The sequence below is a fragment of the Bremerella volcania genome (assembly GCF_007748115.1).
GTDB classification, from domain to species: domain Bacteria; phylum Planctomycetota; class Planctomycetia; order Pirellulales; family Pirellulaceae; genus Bremerella; species Bremerella volcania.
On record NZ_CP036289.1, the window covers coordinates 1493405 to 1513733 of the forward strand.

Annotated in this window: 20 protein-coding genes and 2 tRNA genes; 10 read left to right on the forward strand and 12 right to left on the reverse strand. The window is 56.6% G+C overall.

Annotation, left to right across the window (positions count from 1 at the left end):
* Positions 1–9: 9 nt before the first annotated feature.
* The 4 genes from mtnB to Pan97_RS06050 all read right to left on the reverse strand — a co-directional run bounded on the left by mtnB (position 10) and on the right by Pan97_RS06050 (position 2387).
* Positions 10–720: a methylthioribulose 1-phosphate dehydratase gene (gene mtnB / locus Pan97_RS06035; RefSeq protein ID WP_144971227.1), complete on the reverse strand. Its 711-nt coding sequence runs from the start codon at positions 718–720 to the stop codon at positions 10–12.
* Positions 721–852: 132 nt separating this feature from the next.
* Positions 853–1428, reverse strand: coding sequence for a tRNA-(ms[2]io[6]A)-hydroxylase (gene miaE, locus Pan97_RS06040; protein WP_144971228.1), 576 nt, complete (start codon positions 1426–1428; stop codon positions 853–855).
* 155 nt (positions 1429–1583) lie between these two features.
* On the reverse strand, positions 1584–1874 hold the full coding sequence (locus Pan97_RS06045; protein WP_144971229.1) for a hypothetical protein: 291 nt from the start codon (positions 1872–1874) through the stop codon (positions 1584–1586).
* A 439-nt stretch (positions 1875–2313) separates the two neighbouring features.
* Positions 2314–2387: transfer RNA gene (locus tag Pan97_RS06050), tRNA-Asp, on the reverse strand.
* A 261-nt stretch (positions 2388–2648) separates the two neighbouring features.
* On the opposite strand from Pan97_RS06050, the gene Pan97_RS26210 reads away from it, so the two are divergent.
* Positions 2649–2795 (forward strand): hypothetical protein, encoded by a 147-nt coding sequence (locus tag Pan97_RS26210; RefSeq protein WP_165698632.1) that lies wholly within the window; start codon positions 2649–2651, stop codon positions 2793–2795.
* An 84-nt stretch (positions 2796–2879) separates the two neighbouring features.
* Positions 2880–3905, forward strand: coding sequence for a GGDEF domain-containing protein (locus tag Pan97_RS06055; RefSeq protein ID WP_144971230.1), 1026 nt, complete (start codon positions 2880–2882; stop codon positions 3903–3905).
* A 16-nt stretch (positions 3906–3921) separates the two neighbouring features.
* Here the strand turns inward: Pan97_RS06055 and Pan97_RS06060 are convergent, their stop codons facing one another.
* Positions 3922–4848, reverse strand: a complete 927-nt coding sequence (locus Pan97_RS06060; protein WP_165698633.1) for a tetratricopeptide repeat protein — start codon at positions 4846–4848, stop codon at positions 3922–3924.
* 406 nt (positions 4849–5254) lie between these two features.
* Here Pan97_RS06060 and Pan97_RS06065 point away from each other — a divergent pair, with 406 nt between their 5' ends.
* Together Pan97_RS06065 and Pan97_RS06070 are read left to right on the forward strand one after the other, a co-directional pair.
* Positions 5255–5581, forward strand: a complete 327-nt coding sequence (locus Pan97_RS06065) for a DUF6793 family protein (protein ID WP_105350828.1) — start codon at positions 5255–5257, stop codon at positions 5579–5581.
* 264 nt (positions 5582–5845) lie between these two features.
* A complete protein-coding gene (locus tag Pan97_RS06070) occupies positions 5846–6073 on the forward strand; it encodes a hypothetical protein (RefSeq protein ID WP_144971232.1) in 228 nt (75 codons plus the stop codon).
* Positions 6074–6350: 277 nt separating this feature from the next.
* Here Pan97_RS06070 and Pan97_RS06075 read toward each other — a convergent pair whose 3' ends face one another.
* The 3 genes from Pan97_RS06075 to Pan97_RS06085 all read right to left on the reverse strand — a co-directional run bounded on the left by Pan97_RS06075 (position 6351) and on the right by Pan97_RS06085 (position 9710).
* A complete protein-coding gene (locus Pan97_RS06075) occupies positions 6351–7235 on the reverse strand; it encodes a hypothetical protein (RefSeq protein ID WP_144971233.1) in 885 nt (294 codons plus the stop codon).
* A 426-nt stretch (positions 7236–7661) separates the two neighbouring features.
* Positions 7662–8636 (reverse strand): hypothetical protein, encoded by a 975-nt coding sequence (locus Pan97_RS06080; RefSeq protein WP_144971234.1) that lies wholly within the window; start codon positions 8634–8636, stop codon positions 7662–7664.
* Between the two features lie 465 nt (positions 8637–9101).
* Positions 9102–9710 carry a superoxide dismutase gene (locus Pan97_RS06085; RefSeq protein ID WP_144971235.1) on the reverse strand — a complete coding sequence of 203 codons (609 nt, stop codon included), beginning with the start codon at positions 9708–9710 and terminating at the stop codon, positions 9102–9104.
* Between the two features lie 316 nt (positions 9711–10026).
* Here Pan97_RS06085 and Pan97_RS06090 point away from each other — a divergent pair, with 316 nt between their 5' ends.
* Positions 10027–10959 (forward strand): cupin-like domain-containing protein, encoded by a 933-nt coding sequence (locus Pan97_RS06090; protein WP_165698635.1) that lies wholly within the window; start codon positions 10027–10029, stop codon positions 10957–10959.
* A 75-nt stretch (positions 10960–11034) separates the two neighbouring features.
* Here Pan97_RS06090 and Pan97_RS06095 read toward each other — a convergent pair whose 3' ends face one another.
* Positions 11035–11442, reverse strand: a complete 408-nt coding sequence (locus tag Pan97_RS06095; RefSeq protein WP_144971237.1) for an NINE protein — start codon at positions 11440–11442, stop codon at positions 11035–11037.
* Between the two features lie 106 nt (positions 11443–11548).
* Between Pan97_RS06095 and Pan97_RS06100 the strand changes: the two genes are divergently transcribed.
* The 4 genes from Pan97_RS06100 (at position 11549) to Pan97_RS06115 (ending at position 14533) form a co-directional block, all read left to right on the forward strand.
* Positions 11549–12307, forward strand: a complete 759-nt coding sequence (locus Pan97_RS06100; protein ID WP_196782295.1) for a 2-phosphosulfolactate phosphatase — start codon at positions 11549–11551, stop codon at positions 12305–12307.
* Positions 12308–12493: 186 nt separating this feature from the next.
* Positions 12494–12568, forward strand: a tRNA-Pro gene (locus Pan97_RS06105).
* A 161-nt stretch (positions 12569–12729) separates the two neighbouring features.
* Positions 12730–13092: a four helix bundle protein gene (locus tag Pan97_RS06110; protein WP_144971238.1), complete on the forward strand. Its 363-nt coding sequence runs from the start codon at positions 12730–12732 to the stop codon at positions 13090–13092.
* Between the two features lie 253 nt (positions 13093–13345).
* Entirely contained in the window at positions 13346–14533 is a 1188-nt protein-coding gene (locus tag Pan97_RS06115; RefSeq protein ID WP_144971239.1) for an AAA family ATPase, read from the forward strand.
* Between the two features lie 371 nt (positions 14534–14904).
* Here Pan97_RS06115 and Pan97_RS06120 read toward each other — a convergent pair whose 3' ends face one another.
* Positions 14905–16356, reverse strand: coding sequence for a Gfo/Idh/MocA family protein (locus Pan97_RS06120; RefSeq protein WP_144971240.1), 1452 nt, complete (start codon positions 16354–16356; stop codon positions 14905–14907).
* 533 nt (positions 16357–16889) lie between these two features.
* Between Pan97_RS06120 and Pan97_RS06125 the strand changes: the two genes are divergently transcribed.
* Positions 16890–18206, forward strand: a complete 1317-nt coding sequence (locus Pan97_RS06125; protein WP_144971241.1) for a hypothetical protein — start codon at positions 16890–16892, stop codon at positions 18204–18206.
* 138 nt (positions 18207–18344) lie between these two features.
* On the opposite strand, the gene lepB is transcribed toward Pan97_RS06125, so the two are convergent.
* A complete protein-coding gene (gene lepB / locus Pan97_RS06130) occupies positions 18345–18965 on the reverse strand; it encodes a signal peptidase I (protein WP_144971242.1) in 621 nt (206 codons plus the stop codon).
* A 216-nt stretch (positions 18966–19181) separates the two neighbouring features.
* Entirely contained in the window at positions 19182–20249 is a 1068-nt protein-coding gene (locus Pan97_RS06135) for a radical SAM protein (RefSeq protein WP_144971243.1), read from the reverse strand.
* Positions 20250–20329: the final 80 nt, after the last annotated feature.

Genomic DNA, 20329 nt, shown 5'->3' on the forward strand with positions numbered 1-20329 from the left:
TGTGCGAGCTTACTTGGCAGGGCAAAGCTTGCCTTGTGCGGCTAGTTTACGGCCTACGACCTCGAAGAGGAACTCATAAATTTCGATATGGCGTCGAGCTTCCGCGAGGTCCTCGCCCCAGGTATACAAGCCGTGGTTGCGGATGAGGAAGCCGTGGATGGGGGGCAGCGACTCGTCGTGTATGCGCTTCTCGACCCTTTCGGCCAGCCGGGGAATGTCTTGCGTGTTCTCAAACACGGGCACATGCTCGGTGTGCTGGTGCGTCTTCACACCAGCCAGGCCTTTGAGCATTTCGTACCCTTCGATCTCGAAGCCCCCAGCATCGCCGAACGTATCGGACAGCAGCGTGCCCCAGACCGAATGCGTATGCAGCACCGAACCGACGTCTTCCATGCGGGCCAGAACGACATGTAACTGAGTCTCGGCCGAAGAACGCGGCTGATCGGTCGTCGGCATGTTGTCGGCATCGACCTGGTTGCCGTCGTAGTTGCAACGCACGAAATCGTTTGGAGCCAACCGCCCCTTATCCATGCCGCTGGCCGTGACGACCAGTTGCAGCGGGCTGCGATTGACGACGACGCTGTAGTTGCTGCTCGTGCCGACGGACCAGCCACGCTCGAAGAAATACTGGCCCGTTTCCCGGAGCCCTTGGACCGCCTTGTTGAGGCCGGCGAGGGCAGGGTGGGTAGGAGAACTCTTCAGCTCGGTATCGGTGCTCATGGGGAGTCTGGATTCTTTCACAAACGGCGTTCAAGTCTTTGAGTGCCGTCTGTTCTCGCAAGTAAGTAAGGGCAAAAAGTCTGAGTGTAGCAAATCGGGATGGGGCATCAACTCGCCGGGATCAACAGGCTGCTAACTATGCATCCTAGCGTTCTCGTCTCCGGTGGCAATGATAGCCGCTTCCGCCGTGGCCAGTTCGTCCAGCCGTGCCATCACCTCACTTTCGGGGGCGTAGTGCTTGGCCAGTCGCACGTACACGGCGTGGTGGCGTGCTTCCGATTCGAACAGGCTATCGTAGAAATCACGCAACTGGGCATCTGGCAGGTGCTTGCGAAGCTGGCCGAATCGTTCACAGCTGCGCGCTTCGATTAGTCCGGCAATCAGCAGCCGATCGACGGCCCGCTGCGGTTCGCCACTGCGGATTAACTCGTGCAACTGGCTGCCATAGGTGCTCGGTTTCAGGCGGCGAAACTCGATTCCGCGTTGCTTGAGGATCTCGCGCACCATGTGAAAGTGCTCGAGTTCCTCGTTAACGATCGAGGTCATCTCGCGGCACAGCTCTTCGTCTTCGATATAGGCGAACATCAGATTGAGGGCCGTGCCGGCTGCTTTCTTTTCGCAGTGGGCATGATCGATCAGGACCTCGTCGGTGTTCTTTTCGACCTGCTCAAGCCACCTTTGGCCGGTCTCTGATTTCAGATGCAACATCAGTCCAACTTCCCTCGTGTGCGTTTGTCTTCCAATTTAGTGCCCTTTGGAGGGAAGAACGAGGGGTGATCAGGCCGAGTGAGCGCAGCAAAAACCCCTCAGCCGTCAAAGGCCAAGGGGCGTTGCCACGTCAGACGTTCTTCACTCGGCATCGCTTAGAAGCGGATACCGACCGAGAAGCCTGGGCTACCGTAGTAGAACCCGCTGCCGCCGTAGTAGCTCGGACGACCGTAGTAGTACGAACGGTACTGGTACGGGCTCGGGTAGTAATGTCGGTGGTAGCTGTGGTTGTGATAACCATGGCGGTGGTAGCTATGACCGTAATGCCCATGGTGGCCGTGATGGCCGCGATAGCCACCATGCGGGCCGCCAGCTTCCGCAGTGGAAGCGGCTCCACCAACCATCAAACCAACAGCAACAACAGCAGCAATCAAAAGCGACTTCATAACTCATCTTCTCCTGGAATAAGCAGCGTACTTTTCACAGCGGAAAACCCGTGTTTCCCAGCTGCGACCCCCTTTGTGATCTGCTTATCTAGAAAAGCAGCGACCGTGCCAATTCGGCGAGTATTCGCCTAAGTAATGACGCTATAAGTGCTTGCAGCGAATCTAGTGGCAGGGGAAGACGGGAGGTTTTGTTGTCATGCTGACAACATGTGTCTCAAAGCCGAGGTAAAAATAACCGCAGCGGTCGCTCGTCGCTCGTCACGATGTGGCGGTCAGATGACCGCCAGTCGAGGGGCATCCACGAGCGAAAGAGGTCTCGAAAATCAGAGCTTTTTCGAGGCCATTTTCCGGCCAGAAAGGTGCGATCCGCCAAGGGGTGCCAACAGCGCATAAAATAAGGCAGCTATTGGACTTCCAACGCTGCCTTCTCGCTTTAAAGCGAGGCCGACGGGGATCGAACCCGCAACCACCGGATCGACAGTCCGGTACTCTAACCAATTGAGCTACGGCCCCAACTCAGGTTGAGATACGTTAATATAGGCCCATCGCTCTGAAACTCAAGGCCCCCCTGGCGATAATTTGATCGCAATTTCTATCCGGGCCCGATTTCGCGACAAATGCCAGTTATGTCGTTTCTATTTGACCCAACGCCAGCCTTTACGTTCGCGCGAACCCTGCATTTTCGCCTGAATTCCCGCCCTAACATGGTTCTGTGACCTAGCGTTAAAGAGTGGAACCTTTTTTGTTTCCTTTCTACGTTTCGGAAAACTGGCAATGCGCGACTTCGTATTTCATGTGGTTCGTGAGACGGAAAGCTTCGTCGTCAGCATGGGAACCCTGGAGTGGACGATCGCATTCGCGGTGGTGGTGGGCTTCGGCATTATTTGCATGCAAGGCGTGGGGGGCAAAACCCGCGGCTAGGCCGGACCATCGACGATACGAGACAGAGATAGAGAGATAGGTAGTCAATCGAGTCCCTTTAGCGTGCGTTAGGAAAGAGCCAGGATGGAAGACTGGATTTTGGGAATTCCGACTCCGGTAGCTATGGCGTTGATCGCCCTGATCGGATACTTCCTCGGAAAACGCAATCACCGCCCCGTTTCGTCCGAGCAAGCCTATGCTCGCCGCGAACTGAAACGCGCCAAGGCCATCGTCAAACAGCTGGAAGAAATCTCGCGCGAGGTTCGTCGCAACCTGGCTTCGCATCAGTCGAGCATCGCTCACTTCAAGGAACGCATCCTTTTGATGAGTTCCAAAAAGAAAGAAACCGGCGAGTCGTGGCAAACGCTGTGCGAAGAGGCCGAACGGATGCTCAGCCCTACCATGCGGCTCTCGGCTCAAATCGCCAACGCCTACGACGAAGTCCGTCAGCAAGCCAACCTGCTGATGACCTTCACCGAGTCGCGCACCGATCCTTTGACCGGCCTGAGCAATCGCCGCGCGCTCGACGATAGCCTGGAAAGCTTGTTCGCGATGAAGGACCGCTACGAGCTGACCTTCTCGCTCTGCATTCTCGACGTCGATCACTTCAAAAAGATCAACGACGAGTATGGTCACCTTGAAGGAGACCGGGTTCTTCAGGAAGTGGCCAGCCTGATCGACAACTGCGTCCGCGAGACCGACGTGGTCACGCGCTACGGCGGTGAAGAATTCGTGATCCTCATGCCGTCGACCAATCTGGCCGGGGCATTGATCTTTGCCGAGCGCGTTCGCGAAGCGGTGGAACAGAAACTGAAAGTCACCGTCAGTGGAGGCGTGGCCCAGGCCAGCGCCACCGACGAACCGCAAACCCTGCTGGCTCGTGCCGATGCGGCCCTCTACCGTGCCAAGTCGCGCGGTCGCAATTGCATCTACTGTCACAACGGCGACAGCGTGCAAGAGCATTCGGCTGCCGGTCAGGTCGATGCGAACGTTCCGCACGAGGACGCCGAGGCGCTCCTCGAAGAGGTTCGAACGTTGGAGAAATCGCTTGGTAAGCGTGAAACCGACAAAGCCACTTCGCGTGAACCGCATCCGGTTGAAACCGTTTAGTTCGCCCTGTACTGCGTTACCAGATGCCCCGTTTGCGATCGAGCCCGTAGCTCTCGGCCAGGTCGTTATCTTGCTTGGCTTCTTCCTCATTGCCAAGCTTCTCGTGGGCGATGGCCCGGTGCGAATATAGGACCGCCAAGATCTGCTTGAGCTGGTTGTCGACGAACGTCACCCCACTGGGCATGTTGTCGATCTGCTCCGGAGTCAATTCGGCGAGCAGGTCGGTTCGCGTGGTCTCGTAAAACTCGATCGCCGCGTCGAAGTCTTTCACCGCACCTTCCAAGTCGCCATCGAATACTTTGAGGTAGCCGCGCGTATCGACGTAGGAAGCGTCGTCGCCGTAGTACTCAATCGCCAGGTCGATGTCCTTCTTACCCTTGGCGATTTGTTCTGGCGTGGCGGCTTCGTCCGCGGCGGCCATGGCGATCGCGTAGGCACGCTGGTTGAGGGCCTGGTGCATGTGGATCGTCTTCTCTTTCTCGGCGATGTCGACCAGTCGATCGGCCAGCATCAAGGCTCCGTCATGTTGACCCATGCGCGACAAAAGGAAGCCTGCCTGCGTGATCACCTGTGGATCGTTTTTACCCAGAGCGATCGCTTCTTCGATTTGAATTCGGGCTTCGGTTGTTTCGTCCTCACGATAATGCATTTCCGCGATATGCAATCGCAGTTCCGCATTTTTGGGGTCCCACGCAGTTGCCTGCTCGGCTAGTTTCTTTGCCTCGTCGAGGTTGTCTTTCTCTAACGCATCGACCGCCGCGGCCCATTTCCACTGGGCCATCGACTTGGGATTAAAAAATGAGTAGCCAACGTAGATCGCGGAAAGTAACCCGACCGCAATCAACACGGGAACCAAGGGAGGTCGTCTCGGTGGCGGAACCTGCGAAGGGCTCGGCGATGGGGCAGGGGCGGATTGGGATTCGGTCGAATTCGACTCAGACATGGGCATCCATCGGATTTTGCGGAAAGAAAATGGGTATTCGTTTCTTCCTCAACGATTGCTTGCATTCTACCAGAAACAGGCCACTTCGGAGAACAACGGCAGACACCCGACCACTACCGATTTCAGCCTTGTTTTTCCGTAAAAGTTTAAGCTGGAAATTTTGTTGACGCTTGCATGAAGACGATTTAAATTCGCCGGAAACTACCTCATTTTATTCTACCAGGTCGCCTCGTTATGTTTCTTACTCCTACGACGCTTTGCCGCTTGGCTTTAACACCGCATCCGTTGCGAATTGTGTGGTAGTGACTCGAGCGTGTCGGAGAGAAAGCGAGGGCAGGCCAGAAGAGGATGAGGCCGGTTCTTTTCTCACTCGCTTTCCCTAGTCTTCGTTAGAAGGAGATTCTCCATGGCGCTATTCGAGGTGGAAACAAACGCTCACATCGTCATCACGTGGGCGGATGACGAGAACGAGGCCAAAGGACAGGTCTACGACAATTACCCGGGCGACGACGTAATTCGCATTTCTAAAAGACCACGGACATCGTGGGTAATCTCTAAAGCAGCATTGGGTTTAACGACAGGTCCTCTGGATCCTTGCATTGTGGCACGCGATTGTCTCTCGAAAGCGGAAGGGGACAAAGTCCATGCGATTCGCTTGTACATGCACGAGACCGGCAACGACCTGAACCAGGCTCGTAAGGCCATCGAGTCGAACATGGTCATGGGTTGGTAATGGCCTGCCGACCTTTTCAGGCGGAGGAGTACTCCGCTTGTTTTCGCGCTTCCGCGGGGCGTTTGGCCTGCCTAAACGCCCCCCATTCTCTCTTAAAATCACCCCTCATTCGCTCGGCATCTCAGGCCGAGCGATTTCGGTGAACCGCACTAGTTGGCCTCAATTTCCTCTCTTGCCGCCGAAAACCTGGAAATTGGGTAATCAATCGCCGCGAAATGGTTCGATGGAATAAGAACCGCATCTAATTTCTTGGGAGATTGAGCTATGAATCAATCCACACAAAGCTCGGCGGGAAAGTGGATTTCCGTCAGCGCCCCGGGGGGGATGGCGCGGCAGGTTTTCGTTGACGTCTTTGATGCGACGGAACATGCCTGGAAACGCGTCGGTACGTTCGCCGACAATGCCACCGCCGAAAAGAAGGTGATGAAACTGAAAGTGCAAGGCATGCTGTCTCGCATCGTCAGTCAAAAATTCTGTCCAACGGGGCGCTAACCCCCTTTCTCGCAATCCAACCCACAAGTGCTGGCACTCAACGAAGGCCGACGCATGCGCGCGCATTCCTGTCCCCTCGCCCCCGAGGGGAGAGGGCCAGGGTGAGGGGTTATCCCCGCCGGCCTGAAAGCGCATGCGAGACCGAAGTTCGCGATAGGCTCGGAACTTTCGACCAGCGATGTGAGGCAAAAACCGCACAACAAACCCTCACCCTAACCCTCTCCCTGCGAGGGAGAGGGGACAGGATTTTCTTGTCGCCCCCTTGGGGCTGACATGATCAAGGCGGCCCGCGCTCGTTGGCCGCTTCGACTCGTTGTGTTTCCATCGCGGACGCCATGTCCGCGTGGACACGCTTTTCGATCGCACGAAGCACACGTTCGCGTCGTGTGGGCGTGATGATCTTCTGGGTTTCGGCTCGAGAGACTACTTGGGGCGGCGTTTCGCTTGGCGGTTGGTCTTCACTCGAAGCCGCTTCGACCGGTGCGTTGAGTTCCTCTTCCAGCGCATCGATCTCGGCCTGCTTCGCGGTGATCTCCTCGATCAGTTGCAGGTTGAGCTTTTTCATGCGGTAGAACATCCACGCGTACAATCGGGCGGCTTCGTACGTGAGCGGTTCGCGCAGCGGCTGCCGCAGCCGGTAACGCTTTCGTTCCTCGTAACGCGTCACGGCGTCGCGTTCGCGGGGCTCGCGGTATTCGCCTGAATCACTTCGCGAACGTTTGGGTGTTAAGCCATTGGGCACCAGGGGAGGATCGATTTCGGGGAACTCGTACGCCGCGACCTCCGGATCGATTTCGACCACGATGCTGTCGGCCCGGTAGTGGGGCCGGTCGGGGTCGAACGCTTCAACAGGCGGCTCGTCGTGGGAAACATCCTTCGTCATCGCAGCCTGAAACGCGGCTTCCTCCTGGGCCTCTTGCCGCCGAATGATTTCGTTGAGCGTGGCCGATTGGGGCCGCGGCGTTCTCTTCGGAGGCGACATCTTCGGCGGCCAGAATTTTTTGGGCTGCGACTCGTTGGCCGGCTCTTCCTGCAAGATCATCAACACTTCTCCGCAGCAAGGGCAGAGAAGCCGATTCCCCTCGCGCACGGCAACCTGCGGAGCGTGGCCGGTTGAGCCAGCTCCGTGTGTTTCAGGTTGTGGTGCGTGTTGATGGGACATGACGTTTGAGTGTGTTGAAGGTTTGCGTGCCCACGCGAACGTGGGCTTGGCACCCGGAAGCGTGATGCTTCGCCGGGTGTACGTGCAATTTAGAGGGTTAGCGCTTCAGTGAGATAGTGCGCGCGGAAAAAAATTTTTTGACCACGGATTACGCGGATATTACGGATGGGAATGAATCGAGAACGGGTACCAACTTCGCACTGCCGGGGGCGGCAGTGGCACCCACATACCATTTCTCTTCTATCCGTGTTCATCCGTGGTTGGTCTTCTCTTTTTGCATTCGAGAAGTTGGTACCACGTTCGTCCCTCACCCTGGCCTTTTCCCATCGGGGCGAGGGGAGTGGGAGGGTTGGGTGCGCGCATGAAAAAAGGGGAGCAAACCAGCATGCTCCCCCCGTGGTTGTTGTTGGATTGTGTTGCGATCGACTAGCGAGTGTAGGTCGACGTGCTGGGGTAGCTCGATTCGGTGCTACCGTAGCGGGAAGTCGTTCCGCTGGTGGTCGTGCTTCCGCTGTAGTCGGCCGTGCCGCCTGGGCGGTAATGCGAGTCGGTTCCGGCGGTCGAAGCCGTCTGATAGGCCGGGCTGCTCATCGCCTGGTAATCATTAGGATTCGGAGCCGAGGTGCTCGAGTAGCTGCTGGTCGAAGGATAGGCCGAGTTCGACTGGTAGTTGTTGGTCGATGGGTAGCTCGACTGTGGCGTCGAGGTCGAAGGGTAGCTCGGAGCAGTTGGAGTCGAGGTGCTGGGGTAAGCCGAGGCACCTGGCGTCGAGCCGCCGCTGTAGGTGGAAGTCTGACCGCCGCTATAGGACGAGCCACTGTACTGCGAGCCGCCGTACTGCGAACCACTTTGGGGCTGCGTGTACGATGCTGGCGGAGCCGAGTAACCGGCAGGAGACGTGCCGCTGTAGGTGGACGTGGTGTTGGCGTTGGCCGTGTAGGCTGCCGGCGAAGTACCGTAGCTACCGCCGGAGGTACTTGGGTTGTAAGCGCCGTAACCCGCTTGCGGCGGGGCACCGGCCGTCTGAGCCGATCCGCTAGGCGATGAAGCATAGAAACCGCGTTGCGGCTGCATCGAGGTCGCCGAAGCCTGAGCCGTTTGAGCGGCATGTTGCTGCTGGTAGGCGTATGGGCTGGCCGATTGGGTTGCCCCAGCCAAGTAATTTGGCGTGACCGACTGACGACCCGCCAACTGGGCAGTCGACGGTACGGGAGTCGAGGTCGAAGAAGGAGCCGCAGCATACTTCGGAGCTTCCGAAGCACCGGCCGATGCCTTTTCAGGAGCACCCCAGCTGGCCATGTAGTGATAGCCGGGCATCGACTTGCACCCCGTCGCGGCGACGGAAGTGACGGAAACGGCTACGGCGAACAGTAGCGACCATTGATTGGTGTGCATTCGCATGGCGTCCTTGCCTTCGGATGTGCACGAGCTGATCTGCGAAAGGTTCTTTTTCGCTCACCAACTCATTCGGTGATGTTTCAATTTTGGTGTTCGGTGACGGATGGCGTTCCCGCGGAACGCTTCGACGTCGATCCCGAATACCCGTCCATTAGTTTGAGATCGGAAGTTGTTCAGGCGTCCTTCAACCATTCCGATACGAATTCTCAGAAAACCCGACCCAGTTTGACGCGGGGCCCGGAAATCGTGGCGGATCGTAGTTATGGGTCGAATCGGGGTCAATGGCATTCCCCTAAAGAATTGCCCTGCGCCCATGAAAAAGGCCCGATTCATTCAGGAATCAGGCCTTCGTTGAATGCGATGCTATCAGAACGTCTTGTCCCCTCTCCCTTCCCAAGGGAGAGGGTTGGACAGTCGGTACCCGGTGCGCGCGCCCAAGCGGACTTGGGCATGGCACCCTGGGTTCAATTAGCCCTTGGCAGCGGCGTAGCGGGAAGCGACTTCGTCCCAGTTGATCACGTTGAAGAACGCGGCGATGTAGTCGGGACGCTTGTTCTGGTAGTTCAGGTAGTAAGCGTGTTCCCAGACGTCCAGACCCAGGATCGGGGTCTTGCCTTCCATCAGCGGCGAGTCTTGGTTCGGGGTGCTCATCACTTCGAGCTTACCGCCCGAGACGACCAGCCAGGCCCAGCCGGAACCGAAGCGGGTCGCGGCGGCGTTGCTGAAGTCTTCCTTGAACTTATCGAAGCCGCCCAGTTCGCTGTCGATGGCCGCGGCCAGATCGCCGGAAGGAGTGCCACCACCGCCGGGCTTCATGACGGTCCAGAACAGGGTGTGGTTGGCGTGACCGCCGCCGTTGTTGCGGACGGCAGTGCGGATGTTTTCAGGAACCGAGTTGATGCCAGCGACGAGGTCCTCGATCGACTTGGCTTCCAGATCGGTACCTTCGATCGCAGCGTTCACCTTGGTGATGTAGGCGTTGTGATGCTTCGTGTGATGGATTTCCATCGTGCGGGCATCGATGTGCGGTTCCAGGGCATCGTAGGCGTACGGCAGGTCGGGAAGTGTGTAAGCCATAGTTGGGATCCTCAACTTATCTCATTTGGTGTCGTTACGGGCGAAAGCGACGGTCAGATAGTCCGAACTCGGCGAACCGACTGACTTGCCGACAGAATAACGCATCCCCCGCGTGGTGACAATCAGCCACGCCGCGAGGCGCTTATTCCATTGGTAACGGTTGAAGGGAATAAATCAATCGGGCCAACCATCGTTTGTGGTGGATTGGGGAAAGAGGATAGGTGTGGGGGACTTGTCCGCCCGGCAGCGCCTAAACTTCCTTAACAAGCGGATGACGCCGCAATTTTCAAACGTAATCGCGCGAGAGCCCCCAATTATGGTCGCAACAAACCTGGTCGACTGCACGTTCACCAATCAGCAGTTGGAAGAAACCCCACTGACCGCGCAGCACCACCTGCTGGATACCGGTCTGTTCGACGATCAACAACTGGTCCGCATTCTGGACACTCATCCGCGCGACTACCTGAACGTCCACACGATGGGGACCGACGAGAAGTCGAACCAGTGGCGCGAAGGGGATGCCTCGAAGCTTTCCGGAGAGCAGCTGCTGGAAGCCACCAAGGCAGGCCGCCTGTGGCTGAACGTCCGCAACATGGCCCAGCATCACGACGACTTCCGCCAACTGATCAACGACATCTACAACGAAGTCGAAGCGAAGGCCCCGGGCTTCTATGCCTTAGAGCGATCGGCCAACCTGCTGATCAGTTCGCCGAGTGCCCTCGTGTATTACCACCTGGACATTCCCTGCAACATGCTGTGGCACCTGCGAGGGGTGAAGCGCGTGTTCGCCTATCCACCACGCAACGAACGCTACGTCACGCAGAAGAAGGTCGAAGACGTCATTTGCGGCGTCTGCAATGAAGAGCTGGATTACAAGCCGGAGTACGATCAGGAAGCGATGGTCGTCGACCTGCAACCAGGGCAGATGATCACCTGGCCGCAAAACACGCCGCATCGCGTGAGCAACATCGAAGGGCTGAACGTTTCGCTCACCACCGAACACCTCACGCCGAAGGCTCGCCGCCGCATCAAGCTGTTCCGCGCGAATCGTTTCCTGCGGCACAAGTTCGGCTGCCAAACACTTTCGCAAAATACCGAGGGGCTGGGGTACGGCGTGAAAGTCGCCGCCTACTCGGTTGTGCGGGCATGGCAAAAGCTGTTCCCGGAAAAGGCCGCAGGGTATCACTACCCGGTGACGTTCGAGCTCGACCCGAGCAGCCCGACCAAGATTCAAGAGCTGGCGAAGTAGTTTTCACCAACGCTTCATCAACATGAAACGCCGACGAGTGACGCAGGTCGCTCGCCGGCTTTCTTTTTTGTAACGTTACGTGGCGGCCAGTTCTCGGTTGACTTCATCCACCTGCTGGTTGATCGTCAGGCAGTCGTAGATCCAGCCGATGCCAAACACGCCGGCAGTCAGCAGCCAGATGATGCCGCTGATCCATTTGCCCATGTAAAAACGGTGGATGCCCAGGTACCCGAGAAAGACCGTCAGCAGCCAGGCAACCGTGTAATCGACCGGCCCCGCTTTGAAGCGTGCGTTGCACTCGGCATCCATCGAGGGAATCAGAAACAGGTCGATGATCCAGCCGATAAACAGCACGCCCAGCGTCAGCATCCAGATCACGCCGGTGATTGGCTTGCCGTAGTAGAAGCGGTGGGCACCAAACACGCCGAAGGCCCAGGCAATGTAGCCGACGACGATCGAGTGAGTGTTGTTGTTCTCCGTCATTCCTCAGGGAACCCTTTCAGGTCATAATTCAAAAGTGGTGTGTCGTTGTCCTAATACTAGATTCGCCGCGGCCAAAGGAAAATTGGCGAGCCCCCAGGAGTAAATTTTGAAAACGAAGCGAATCGACGTCTTTTTGCTGCCGACCCTGCTGGGGGAAACCGACCTCTCTGGCGGCGTGGCCGTGGTCATCGACGTGCTGCGGGCCACCACCACCATCACGCATGCCATCGCCCATAAAGCCGATTGTGTCGTCCCTTTGTTAAACGTTGATGATGCGAAAGAGGAAGGTGCCCGGCAGCCTGCCGCGCTTTTAGGAGGCGAACGGGGCGGCCAGAAGATCGACGGCTTCGACCTGGGGAACTCTCCGGCAGAGTACCCCGAGAGCACCGTCGCTGGCAAGAAAATTCTGTTCACCACCACCAATGGCACCAAAGCGATGCAGGCCTGCCGCACCGCCCAGGACATTTATATCGCCGCGTTCGTCAACCTGACGGCCGTTTGCAATCAGCTGGCCGACTGCCCGCATATCTTCGTGGTGTGTGCCGGAACCACAGGAGAGATCACGCGGGAAGACGTGCTGCTGGCCGGCGCGATCGTCGACGTTCTTTCCGCCGACGCCCTAAAGCCGATCGAACTGAACGACCAGGCCCAGATCGCCGCCGATGCCTGGCTGGAAGCCAAGACCGGCCTGACCGCGACCACACTGGCCGACCGCCTGAAGAAAAGCCGCGGAGGCCGCAACGTCCTGCGGCTGGGCCTGGATAACGACATCGACATCGCGGCCGCGCTCGACAAATTCGACGTCGTCCCCAAGCTGAACCCGAAGACTTGGGAAATCCGCGATTCTCGGAATCCGGCCCCGTAACGCCCGATTCCGGCCCGTTTATCCGCAGAGTCAACCATAAGCCACAGCCGAGATGCCCGATCAGGCCTTGTTTCCCAGGCCCAGAGTTGGCATATTGGTAGTTTCCCTCACAGGCCTCGGCCACCACTAGAGTGAACCGAAGCCAAGTCCTGGTGTCCCAAACGGCACCACCACAGGGACAAAACTCGGGGTATAGCGCAGCCTGGTTAGCGCGTTTGACTGGGGGTCAAAAGGTCGCAGGTTCGAATCCTGTTACCCCGACTGAGGCGTCGCCTCAGTAGAGAGTAGAGGGGAGAAAGTAGAGAGGAGAGCGTTGATCGCCAAGCCGTTTCACGAGGGCGACGATTCTCACCACCACTACACTTTCTCCCTCTCTACTCGGTCTACTTTCTCCTTTCTACTCACTTCTCCCGAGTAGCCGCATGACGTTTGCCTTCGAGAAGCTCGTCGTCTACCAGAAAGCCATCGATTTCGCGGATGAGGTCTGCAGCGCCAGCGAGAACTTTTCCCGTGGTTACGGTTTCCTCGTCGACCAACTAAACCGGGCAGCCTTGTCGATCTCGGCCAACATCGCCGAAGGAAACGGGCGATTCACCAAGGCCGACCGAAAACATTTCTTCATCATCGCCCGCGGCTCGGCCCAGGAGTGCGTGCCACTACTGGAACTGGCTCGCCGCCGGAAGCGCATCGACGACGAACGGCACGATCAGTTGAAGGAGAAGCAGGAAGAGATCGCAAAGATGCTCTCGGGACTGATGAAGGGGCTTGAGAATCGGGAGGTTTGAAAAAGGGTGGCGTTTTCGAGTACGCTAAGTCGATCGGGGACCAGCACTGCTGAGGGCAGCAGTGGCACACGCTATAAGGTGGAATCTGCCAGGATCTCGGCGGCGCTATTCGTCCGAATCGCTGAATATGATCATACATGCATGAAATCAAGTAAGACGATGAAGGAAGCTAAACATTAATATTCCAGATGCCATCACTGAGTTCTACCTTTCATCCAATGACTTCAACGGTATTCCGCTTCCTCAGTTAGCGATGCGGTGTGGCCTTACAAGAGAAGTAGTTGTCGAAACGCTTATTGAACTGATTCTAGATAATAAGATCGGTGTCATTTTCGGTGCAGACGATAATCCACATATCCAGCGATTAGGTTTCGGTAAACCAGAAGATCAAAGTGCTCGTATTTCAGCTGAATTTCAAGAGGCCTGCGCCTACCCACGCCCACCGCTTCTTGAACCCGCTGTCGATGAATCTAAGTATATTAATGAGCCGTACAAGCATGCCCTGGCCCTAGGTGAACCTCAGCTTGCTTTTCGTGTTTTTGACTTGTCGGTTCTTGAGTTTTATCGAAATGACCCACGGTACCTTTACTATGCCAACGACATGTCAGGGCGTATCTGCATCTCTGATGATCATTTTCAGAAAGGTACTATTGCTGAAAGCGACGAGATACTTCTTAAGACCTTTGGATTTGCCTACGACAGCGAAATGAATCGAGGCGTTGCAGTATTTTTGCGATACCTACGTGATCTCAGTTCGGAGCATCAGCAGATTTGGAAGGCGAAACAGCTTCACGGGAACTATACGCTGCACCCTGAATATTTTAATTCTAGTTTAGGTGGTATTTTCCCTTCTCATATATCAATTCACGATGCGTTTTTAGCGGAATTATATGTTGTCAACTGCATGGCTAAGGCAATGGGCCGTAAGCCATTGTTTCGCCAAGATTTCGGCCCCAACCTTGAGGGTAAGCCTCCAAAGTTTAGTTTCCTTATTCGTCCGACTGCTAGTGAGTTTTACTCATATATTTTGCTGCTCGATCAGCTCCTCTCCGAAAATATAAATGTTCATTTCTTTGGAGAAGATATTGAGCGAGAGGAGGATGTTGAACGGCAAGATGGAAAGGTTGAAGTACAACGGAAAGGCACAATCCGAATTCTCGACGAGTGGACACGTAAATTCTTTACCTTTAGCGATCTTGAACAGTGGAACGCCTGTATTGCCGCTATGAAACGTGTGAGAAAACTTCGACAAAAGCCAGCCCATGCAGTGAATGAGGACCATTTCAATCAACAATACTTTAAGGAACAACGCGAAGTAATCCTGGAGGCATATAGGTCAATTCGGACTATACGACTCCTCTTTGCCAGGCATCCTAAGGTAATTGAAGCATTAGTAGACGTGCCCAATGTACTTCTTGAGAGCAAGGTTCTGCCGTATTAGGATTGGCGGACAACTTTGTGAACGCTAGATTCGGATTGGGTGGACAGAATACAGAATACACAACGGCAGGTATTTCCCCGTCGGCAGGGTGCCACTGGCCTCTGGCCAGTGCAATGCGATCTCTACGGTTGACGACTATTCTCCTGCGCAACTGAAGGATCAAAACAATTTTCCCCAGGTCTGTAAACTTGTGGATGCCTCTCGTACTGATCGCCCATAAGGTCCGACGGATTCTGATCGGCAACTGGGTACCTTCAGACTCACAAACAAAAACAGCTCGTCGCGTTGCATTACGCGGCGAGCTGTTTTGCGTTTGGGTGCTGGTCGAGCTGCGTAATTGGCGGACTCGACGTTTGATTTCAGGCTGGTCCTTAGGCGAGTTTGGGGACTTCGAAGCCTTTGCGGTACTCGCGTTTGAGGAAGCCGTTGGCCTGTTGGGCGTGGTCGTCGACGAATTGTCCGCTTTCGACGTCGACCGTCAGCATGGGGCTGAGTTTGATCTCGGAGCTTTCGATCTTGATGTCGTGCGATTGGAGGTGCTTGTCCGTTTCTTCCAGCAAGCTGTTCCAGATGCCGCCCTCGCCGCTGACTTCTTTCGCCGCGGCGTAGCTGAAGGTGTCGCCTGCCCGGAAGGCGATGTTGGCGAGATTGCACCAGCCAGTCGAATCGTGGCCGACTTGCACCTCGGTGTTGAGCGACGAGGCATCGCGCGACCGCACGGCGTCGATGAAGTTCTGCTGATGCAGGTCATTGCCGCCGCTGCCCTTGAACGATTTGATTTCCTTGCCATCGTTATCGAAAGCCACCGCCCGGCCGCGTTGGCCTTCCAGACGCCCCCCTTCGCAATAGGCGATGTAGCCGCTGCCTGGACCGGGATGCTTGGCCGAGCCGATTTCCTTCAGGTTGCTCAGGCCAATGACCACCGGAATCGAGCCGGTATCGAAGTACACAAAGTGGACGTTGGGCGTTTCGCCTGCGTCGTTCCAGGCAACGCGTCCGCCGCCGCCGATGATCCGCTGGGGGAGCGAGACCTTATCCTGGAAGACGTTGTTGCGGACGTCGTCGAGCACATGCACGCCCCAGTTGCCCATCTCGCCGGAGCCGGTGTTCCAGTCCCAGTGCCAGTCGTAGTGCAGGTTGTTGCGGTAGAGGGGCTCGTCCTGAGCCGGGCCAAGCCACATGTTGTAGTCAATCTTGGAATCGATCACCAACGGTTCGGTCCGCTTGCCGATGGGGCCTCGTTGTCCGTACCGGTTGACCCGGGCCGATTGGATTTCGCCGAGTGCCTTGTCCTGGTGAAGAAACTTTTTGATCTCGGCCTGCATGGGGTCGGAACGCTGCTGGGTTCCCATCTGGCAGATTCGGTTGTACTTGCGCGCGGCCGCCACGGTCTGTTGGCCTTCCCACTGGCTGTGCGAGAGAGGCTTCTCGACGTAGACGTCTTTGCCGGCTTCCATCGCCCGAATGGCGGCGAGACAATGCCAGTGATTGCACGTGGCGATAATCACCGCGTCGATCCCATCATCAGCCATCAGGTCGTCGAGGCTGGCGTGAACGGTCCCGTTTCCTTTCGAGGCTTTCTTCGTCGCGGCGGCGCGCCCTGGGTCGGGATCGTAGAACCCGGCCATCTTCACGCCGTCGATTTTCATGAAATACTTCATCAACTGGCCGCCACGACCGCCGCAGCCAATCAGGCCCACGCCGATTTCCTCATTCGCGTTGGCGGCATAGGTGATGCTGGATGCCGTGCCGAGCCAGACTCCGGCGGCCAGGCCGGTATGAAGGAAGCTACGACGCGTGATCGATTGGTTGGTAGGATTCATGGGGTTTACCTTTCAGGTGGGTGATGGGTTTTCGCTTGCAAGAAGTGACGATCCCCAGGCAATCAGGATGAGTTGGGACGCCATGCCGGTTGTGGACGACTTCCGGCACGCATTCCCTCTTTATGTTTGAGTGTAACACGAATTCTCGGGGGATGTCTGTAGAGTCCGGGATTGGCTGGCTAACATGGATGAGATTTTCCCCCAGGCACGATTTCCTCGATTGTGAATTATCCGACACGGCCTTGTCGGTTTCGGTCACCATCGCGGCAGGAAACGACCGCATTGGGTGGCACGCTTGCAGCCAGGGGGCATCCAGCGGCCTTAGAATCGACGGGGAAAGCCGGGCGGTTCTTGGATGCCGTTTCTGCGATTCACTTCGGCCCTGATTCCCCTTATGCCCCTGGTTTTGATATAACGTTGGCAACTTCACTGGTATGCCCGCCCGGTTGCGTACTGCCAAGATGACACCATCACTCGTCTCTCCCGAGTTTTTGGAAACAGAGACGCTTTTCGGTCTTTAGAGGAAAATGTTCATGGCTGCTTCCACCCCCATTCTCGCAGAAAAACTTCACGAGTACCCACAGCAAGGTGTGATCGACGGGACCAGCGACGGCGTCGCCGCGGTTCTGGACGACTGTCTCAACAAGAACGGCGGAGTGCTCCAGCTTTTGCATCGCTATGCGGGGCGGACGTTTTGTAGCCCAGGCAAGCGCCTTCGCCTGGAAGAGAAATCGTATTATCCAGACTACATGGGGGGCACCGGTCTCGATGAAATCTGGATGTGCTGCACCGTTCCCATCGTGACCGGCGTCATCGATACCCGCACCAACAAGGCACCGTTTCGCGAAGGGGAAGCGCATGTCCTTGCTTCGGATGGACAGGTGATCTCGCTTCAGGATTTGATCGCCGCCAATCCCGAGACGGTCATGGGGGAAAAGATTACCGCCTTCTCGAAAGAGATGTTCGGCGATCCGACGTGGCCGATCGTGTCGAAGAAGTTCGACAATCTGAATCCGATTCCAGACCACCTGCACTGGAAGAAGTGGGAAGTGTACGACATCAATTCGTACGACAATCCAGGAGTCAGCCCCTCGCACTATCACACCACGGCGATGGGTCTGTATCCGTTCGTGACCAAGGATCAGTTCCTTGCTTGCATGAAGCGATACGGCAAAGGCGAGTACAACGGCATTCGCCACCTGGCACCGCATACCATGATGAAATTGGATGACGGCTTCGTGATGCCCAACGGCGTGTTGCATTCGCCGACCGATCTTTGCACGCACGAACTGCACGTCACGATGGACGAGCACTTCCTGGCCGAGGACGTCACGCTCGACGGGCGGATCAGTGCCGAGGCGGCATTCTATGCCTGCCGGGAACAGGACTATCCGAAGTCTAAGCACGGAGACTGGGACTACCTGGTGGAACAGTTCGACTTCGCGGCGAACCAGGATCCTGACTTCGTCTTGAAGAATTCGCGTCCGGCAATCACGGCGGAGGAATTCAGTGGGGATGGCGTCGACGCCAAGTGGATCGTTTACGGCGAACTGCTCGGCGAGCAGAAGTGCTCGATTCTCCGGCTCATCGTGAAGCCTGGTGCCAAGACGAATTTCCGCCCCGAGAGCCCCACGATGTTCCATACCAACGGCGGCAGTGGTCGCGTTGGAAAGCTCGAGGTGCGCTATCACCAGAATATGATTCTCGGTGAGATCTACCCCGAGATCGGATTCATCACCCAGGCAGCGATTGCGGCTGGCGGCGTGGAAATCGAGAACACGGGAACGGAACCGCTCGTGTTGACGTTCGACTTCCCGCAGAACGCGCACAGCAAGACGCCTGGTACTTAGTCAGCGGAACTCGGCCGATAAACCTCCGCCGCTGCGGATACACAATGGACGTCATCCACGATCTGACGGGATGACGTCCATTTTCTTTTTAATTGGCCGAGGTGCAAGCTTTCCGAAGTCGGGTTTCCAGCGTGTGGGTTAGTGGACCCATCCCACGCGCGACATCGGCCATACAATCAGCCATGCACGGCCCATAATTCTGTGGGAAGGTACCGGGCCATTGAACCGGCTGTCGTCGGAATCTTTGAGGTCGTCCCCCAGAACATAATAGCCATCACCGCACGGAACGGGCTTGCCCTCTATTAAATTGCCAAACCTCAAATACTTGAGGTCGAGCGACTCCGGGCATTCCACCGGTTGGCCATCGATGAGTAATTCCCCATTGCGAAGCATTTGAATGCTCTCGCCTGGCAGCCCCGCGACGCGTTTCATTCGCTTTTCACCAGAGTCGGTAATAAAGGTGATGACTTCCCAGCGGCGAGGCGTACGATACCAGCGGCTGACTTTCTCGGTGATCACGCGATCACCATTGTCGGGATTGGTTCCCTTGAGCGTCGGTTGCATCGATGGGGACAAGACGACGGAAACGTCCATCGTCAGCCAGTAAATCGCGACCATCGCCCCGAACCCGGCCAGTCCGCGCTCGATCCAACGCAGGCTTCCGCGAAAGATCGAAGTAAAACGACTCCGAACCGGAGAGTTATTCTGATTGGGATTCTCTGGCTCTGGCATCGCATTCGGCCTGCTCGATTTGTGCATTTCGCTCTTGCCACTGTAATTGGGTGGAACGCGTCGCTCCCATGCATGGAGTCATCGTGCCCCCGATGAGAAAAAAAGCTCCCGCACCCGCCGCAGCCAGGACCAATGCGTTCAGGCCAAAATTGTTGGCCGAGTGCGTCGGCGGCGCAGTCACAGGGGTCGGCGGTACATCTGCCAACGACTCGTCTGATTTGGAGGGTTCGTCCATAGGGCACCTTAGTTGGAAGAGAGGAATCGCGACTCAAGGACGCGGATCGTTTCCTGGTAACAAGCTTGATCCAGCAAACACAGTAGTCCATCCGGACGGTTCACATCGCCTGTCCTGATGTAGTTGCTGCATCGACAAATTTTCGTACTACAAAGTGACTTCAGATGACACGGGGCGCATTCCGGTGAACACATATCCGCAAGTGACGTCATGGCAAGGAAATCATCGCCATCAAACACATTCCCGGGGAGACGCATCGGATTACTGGGCTCGTCTGCACCCACCAGGCGTTCGCAAGGAAATAGATTCCCGGCCGGGGTGACCGCGATCTCGCCGTGGCCAAAACCGCAGCGGGCCGTCTGTGTCATGGGAATGCCTGTCGCTCGGGCAGCCTTTTCGTCGAACCAACTGACGCTGCATTCAGGCAGTCGCTCTCCCCAAAAATCCGCGGCGCGGCGGATGGTGCTTTTCAAACGCTCGCCGTCGGTTTGATTCCAGGTGGTCCAAAGATTGAGTGAAGGATCGAATCGCCGGACCCCGAGCGCGTTCAGAAACTCCATTCCATCCGGCAAGGAATCAACGGTAGATGGCTGGACGACCATCACGACGCGGAACTCTTTTCCGGCATCGAACAGGCGAGCCATGGTGTTTTGGACTCGAAGCGAACTGGGCTGGCCGTCGACCGTAACGCGTTGTCCATCATGAACGCCTGGCAACCCATCATGGCTAATTGCCAATTCGAGTTCAGGCAATGTCATGACCGACCATGACGCAGACGATTCAATGGTTCCGTTGGTCGTCATGCTGAGCGCCAAGCGGACATCCACGCGGTCGGCAATTGACCGAGCGTAGTGCACCAGATCGAGCACTAACTCGGCTTCGACAAGAGGCTCGCCGCCGAAGAAGGACAATTCGAGCGTCCCCTCGCGGCACACGGATCGGATCGCCCGATCGATGGCCTTGCGTCCGATCTCAGGCGACAACGGGCGGCGGATCTTCTCGCCGGTGTAACAATACGAGCAGCGCAGATTGCACGCATGATTCACGACCAGCGTGAGGCCAAAGCTTGTGTGCATCCGCCTTCTCCTAAGAAAAATCGATCGGCGAAGTCCATTATGCTCGATCGCACCCCTGAACTGTATACTCCCAGACGAAT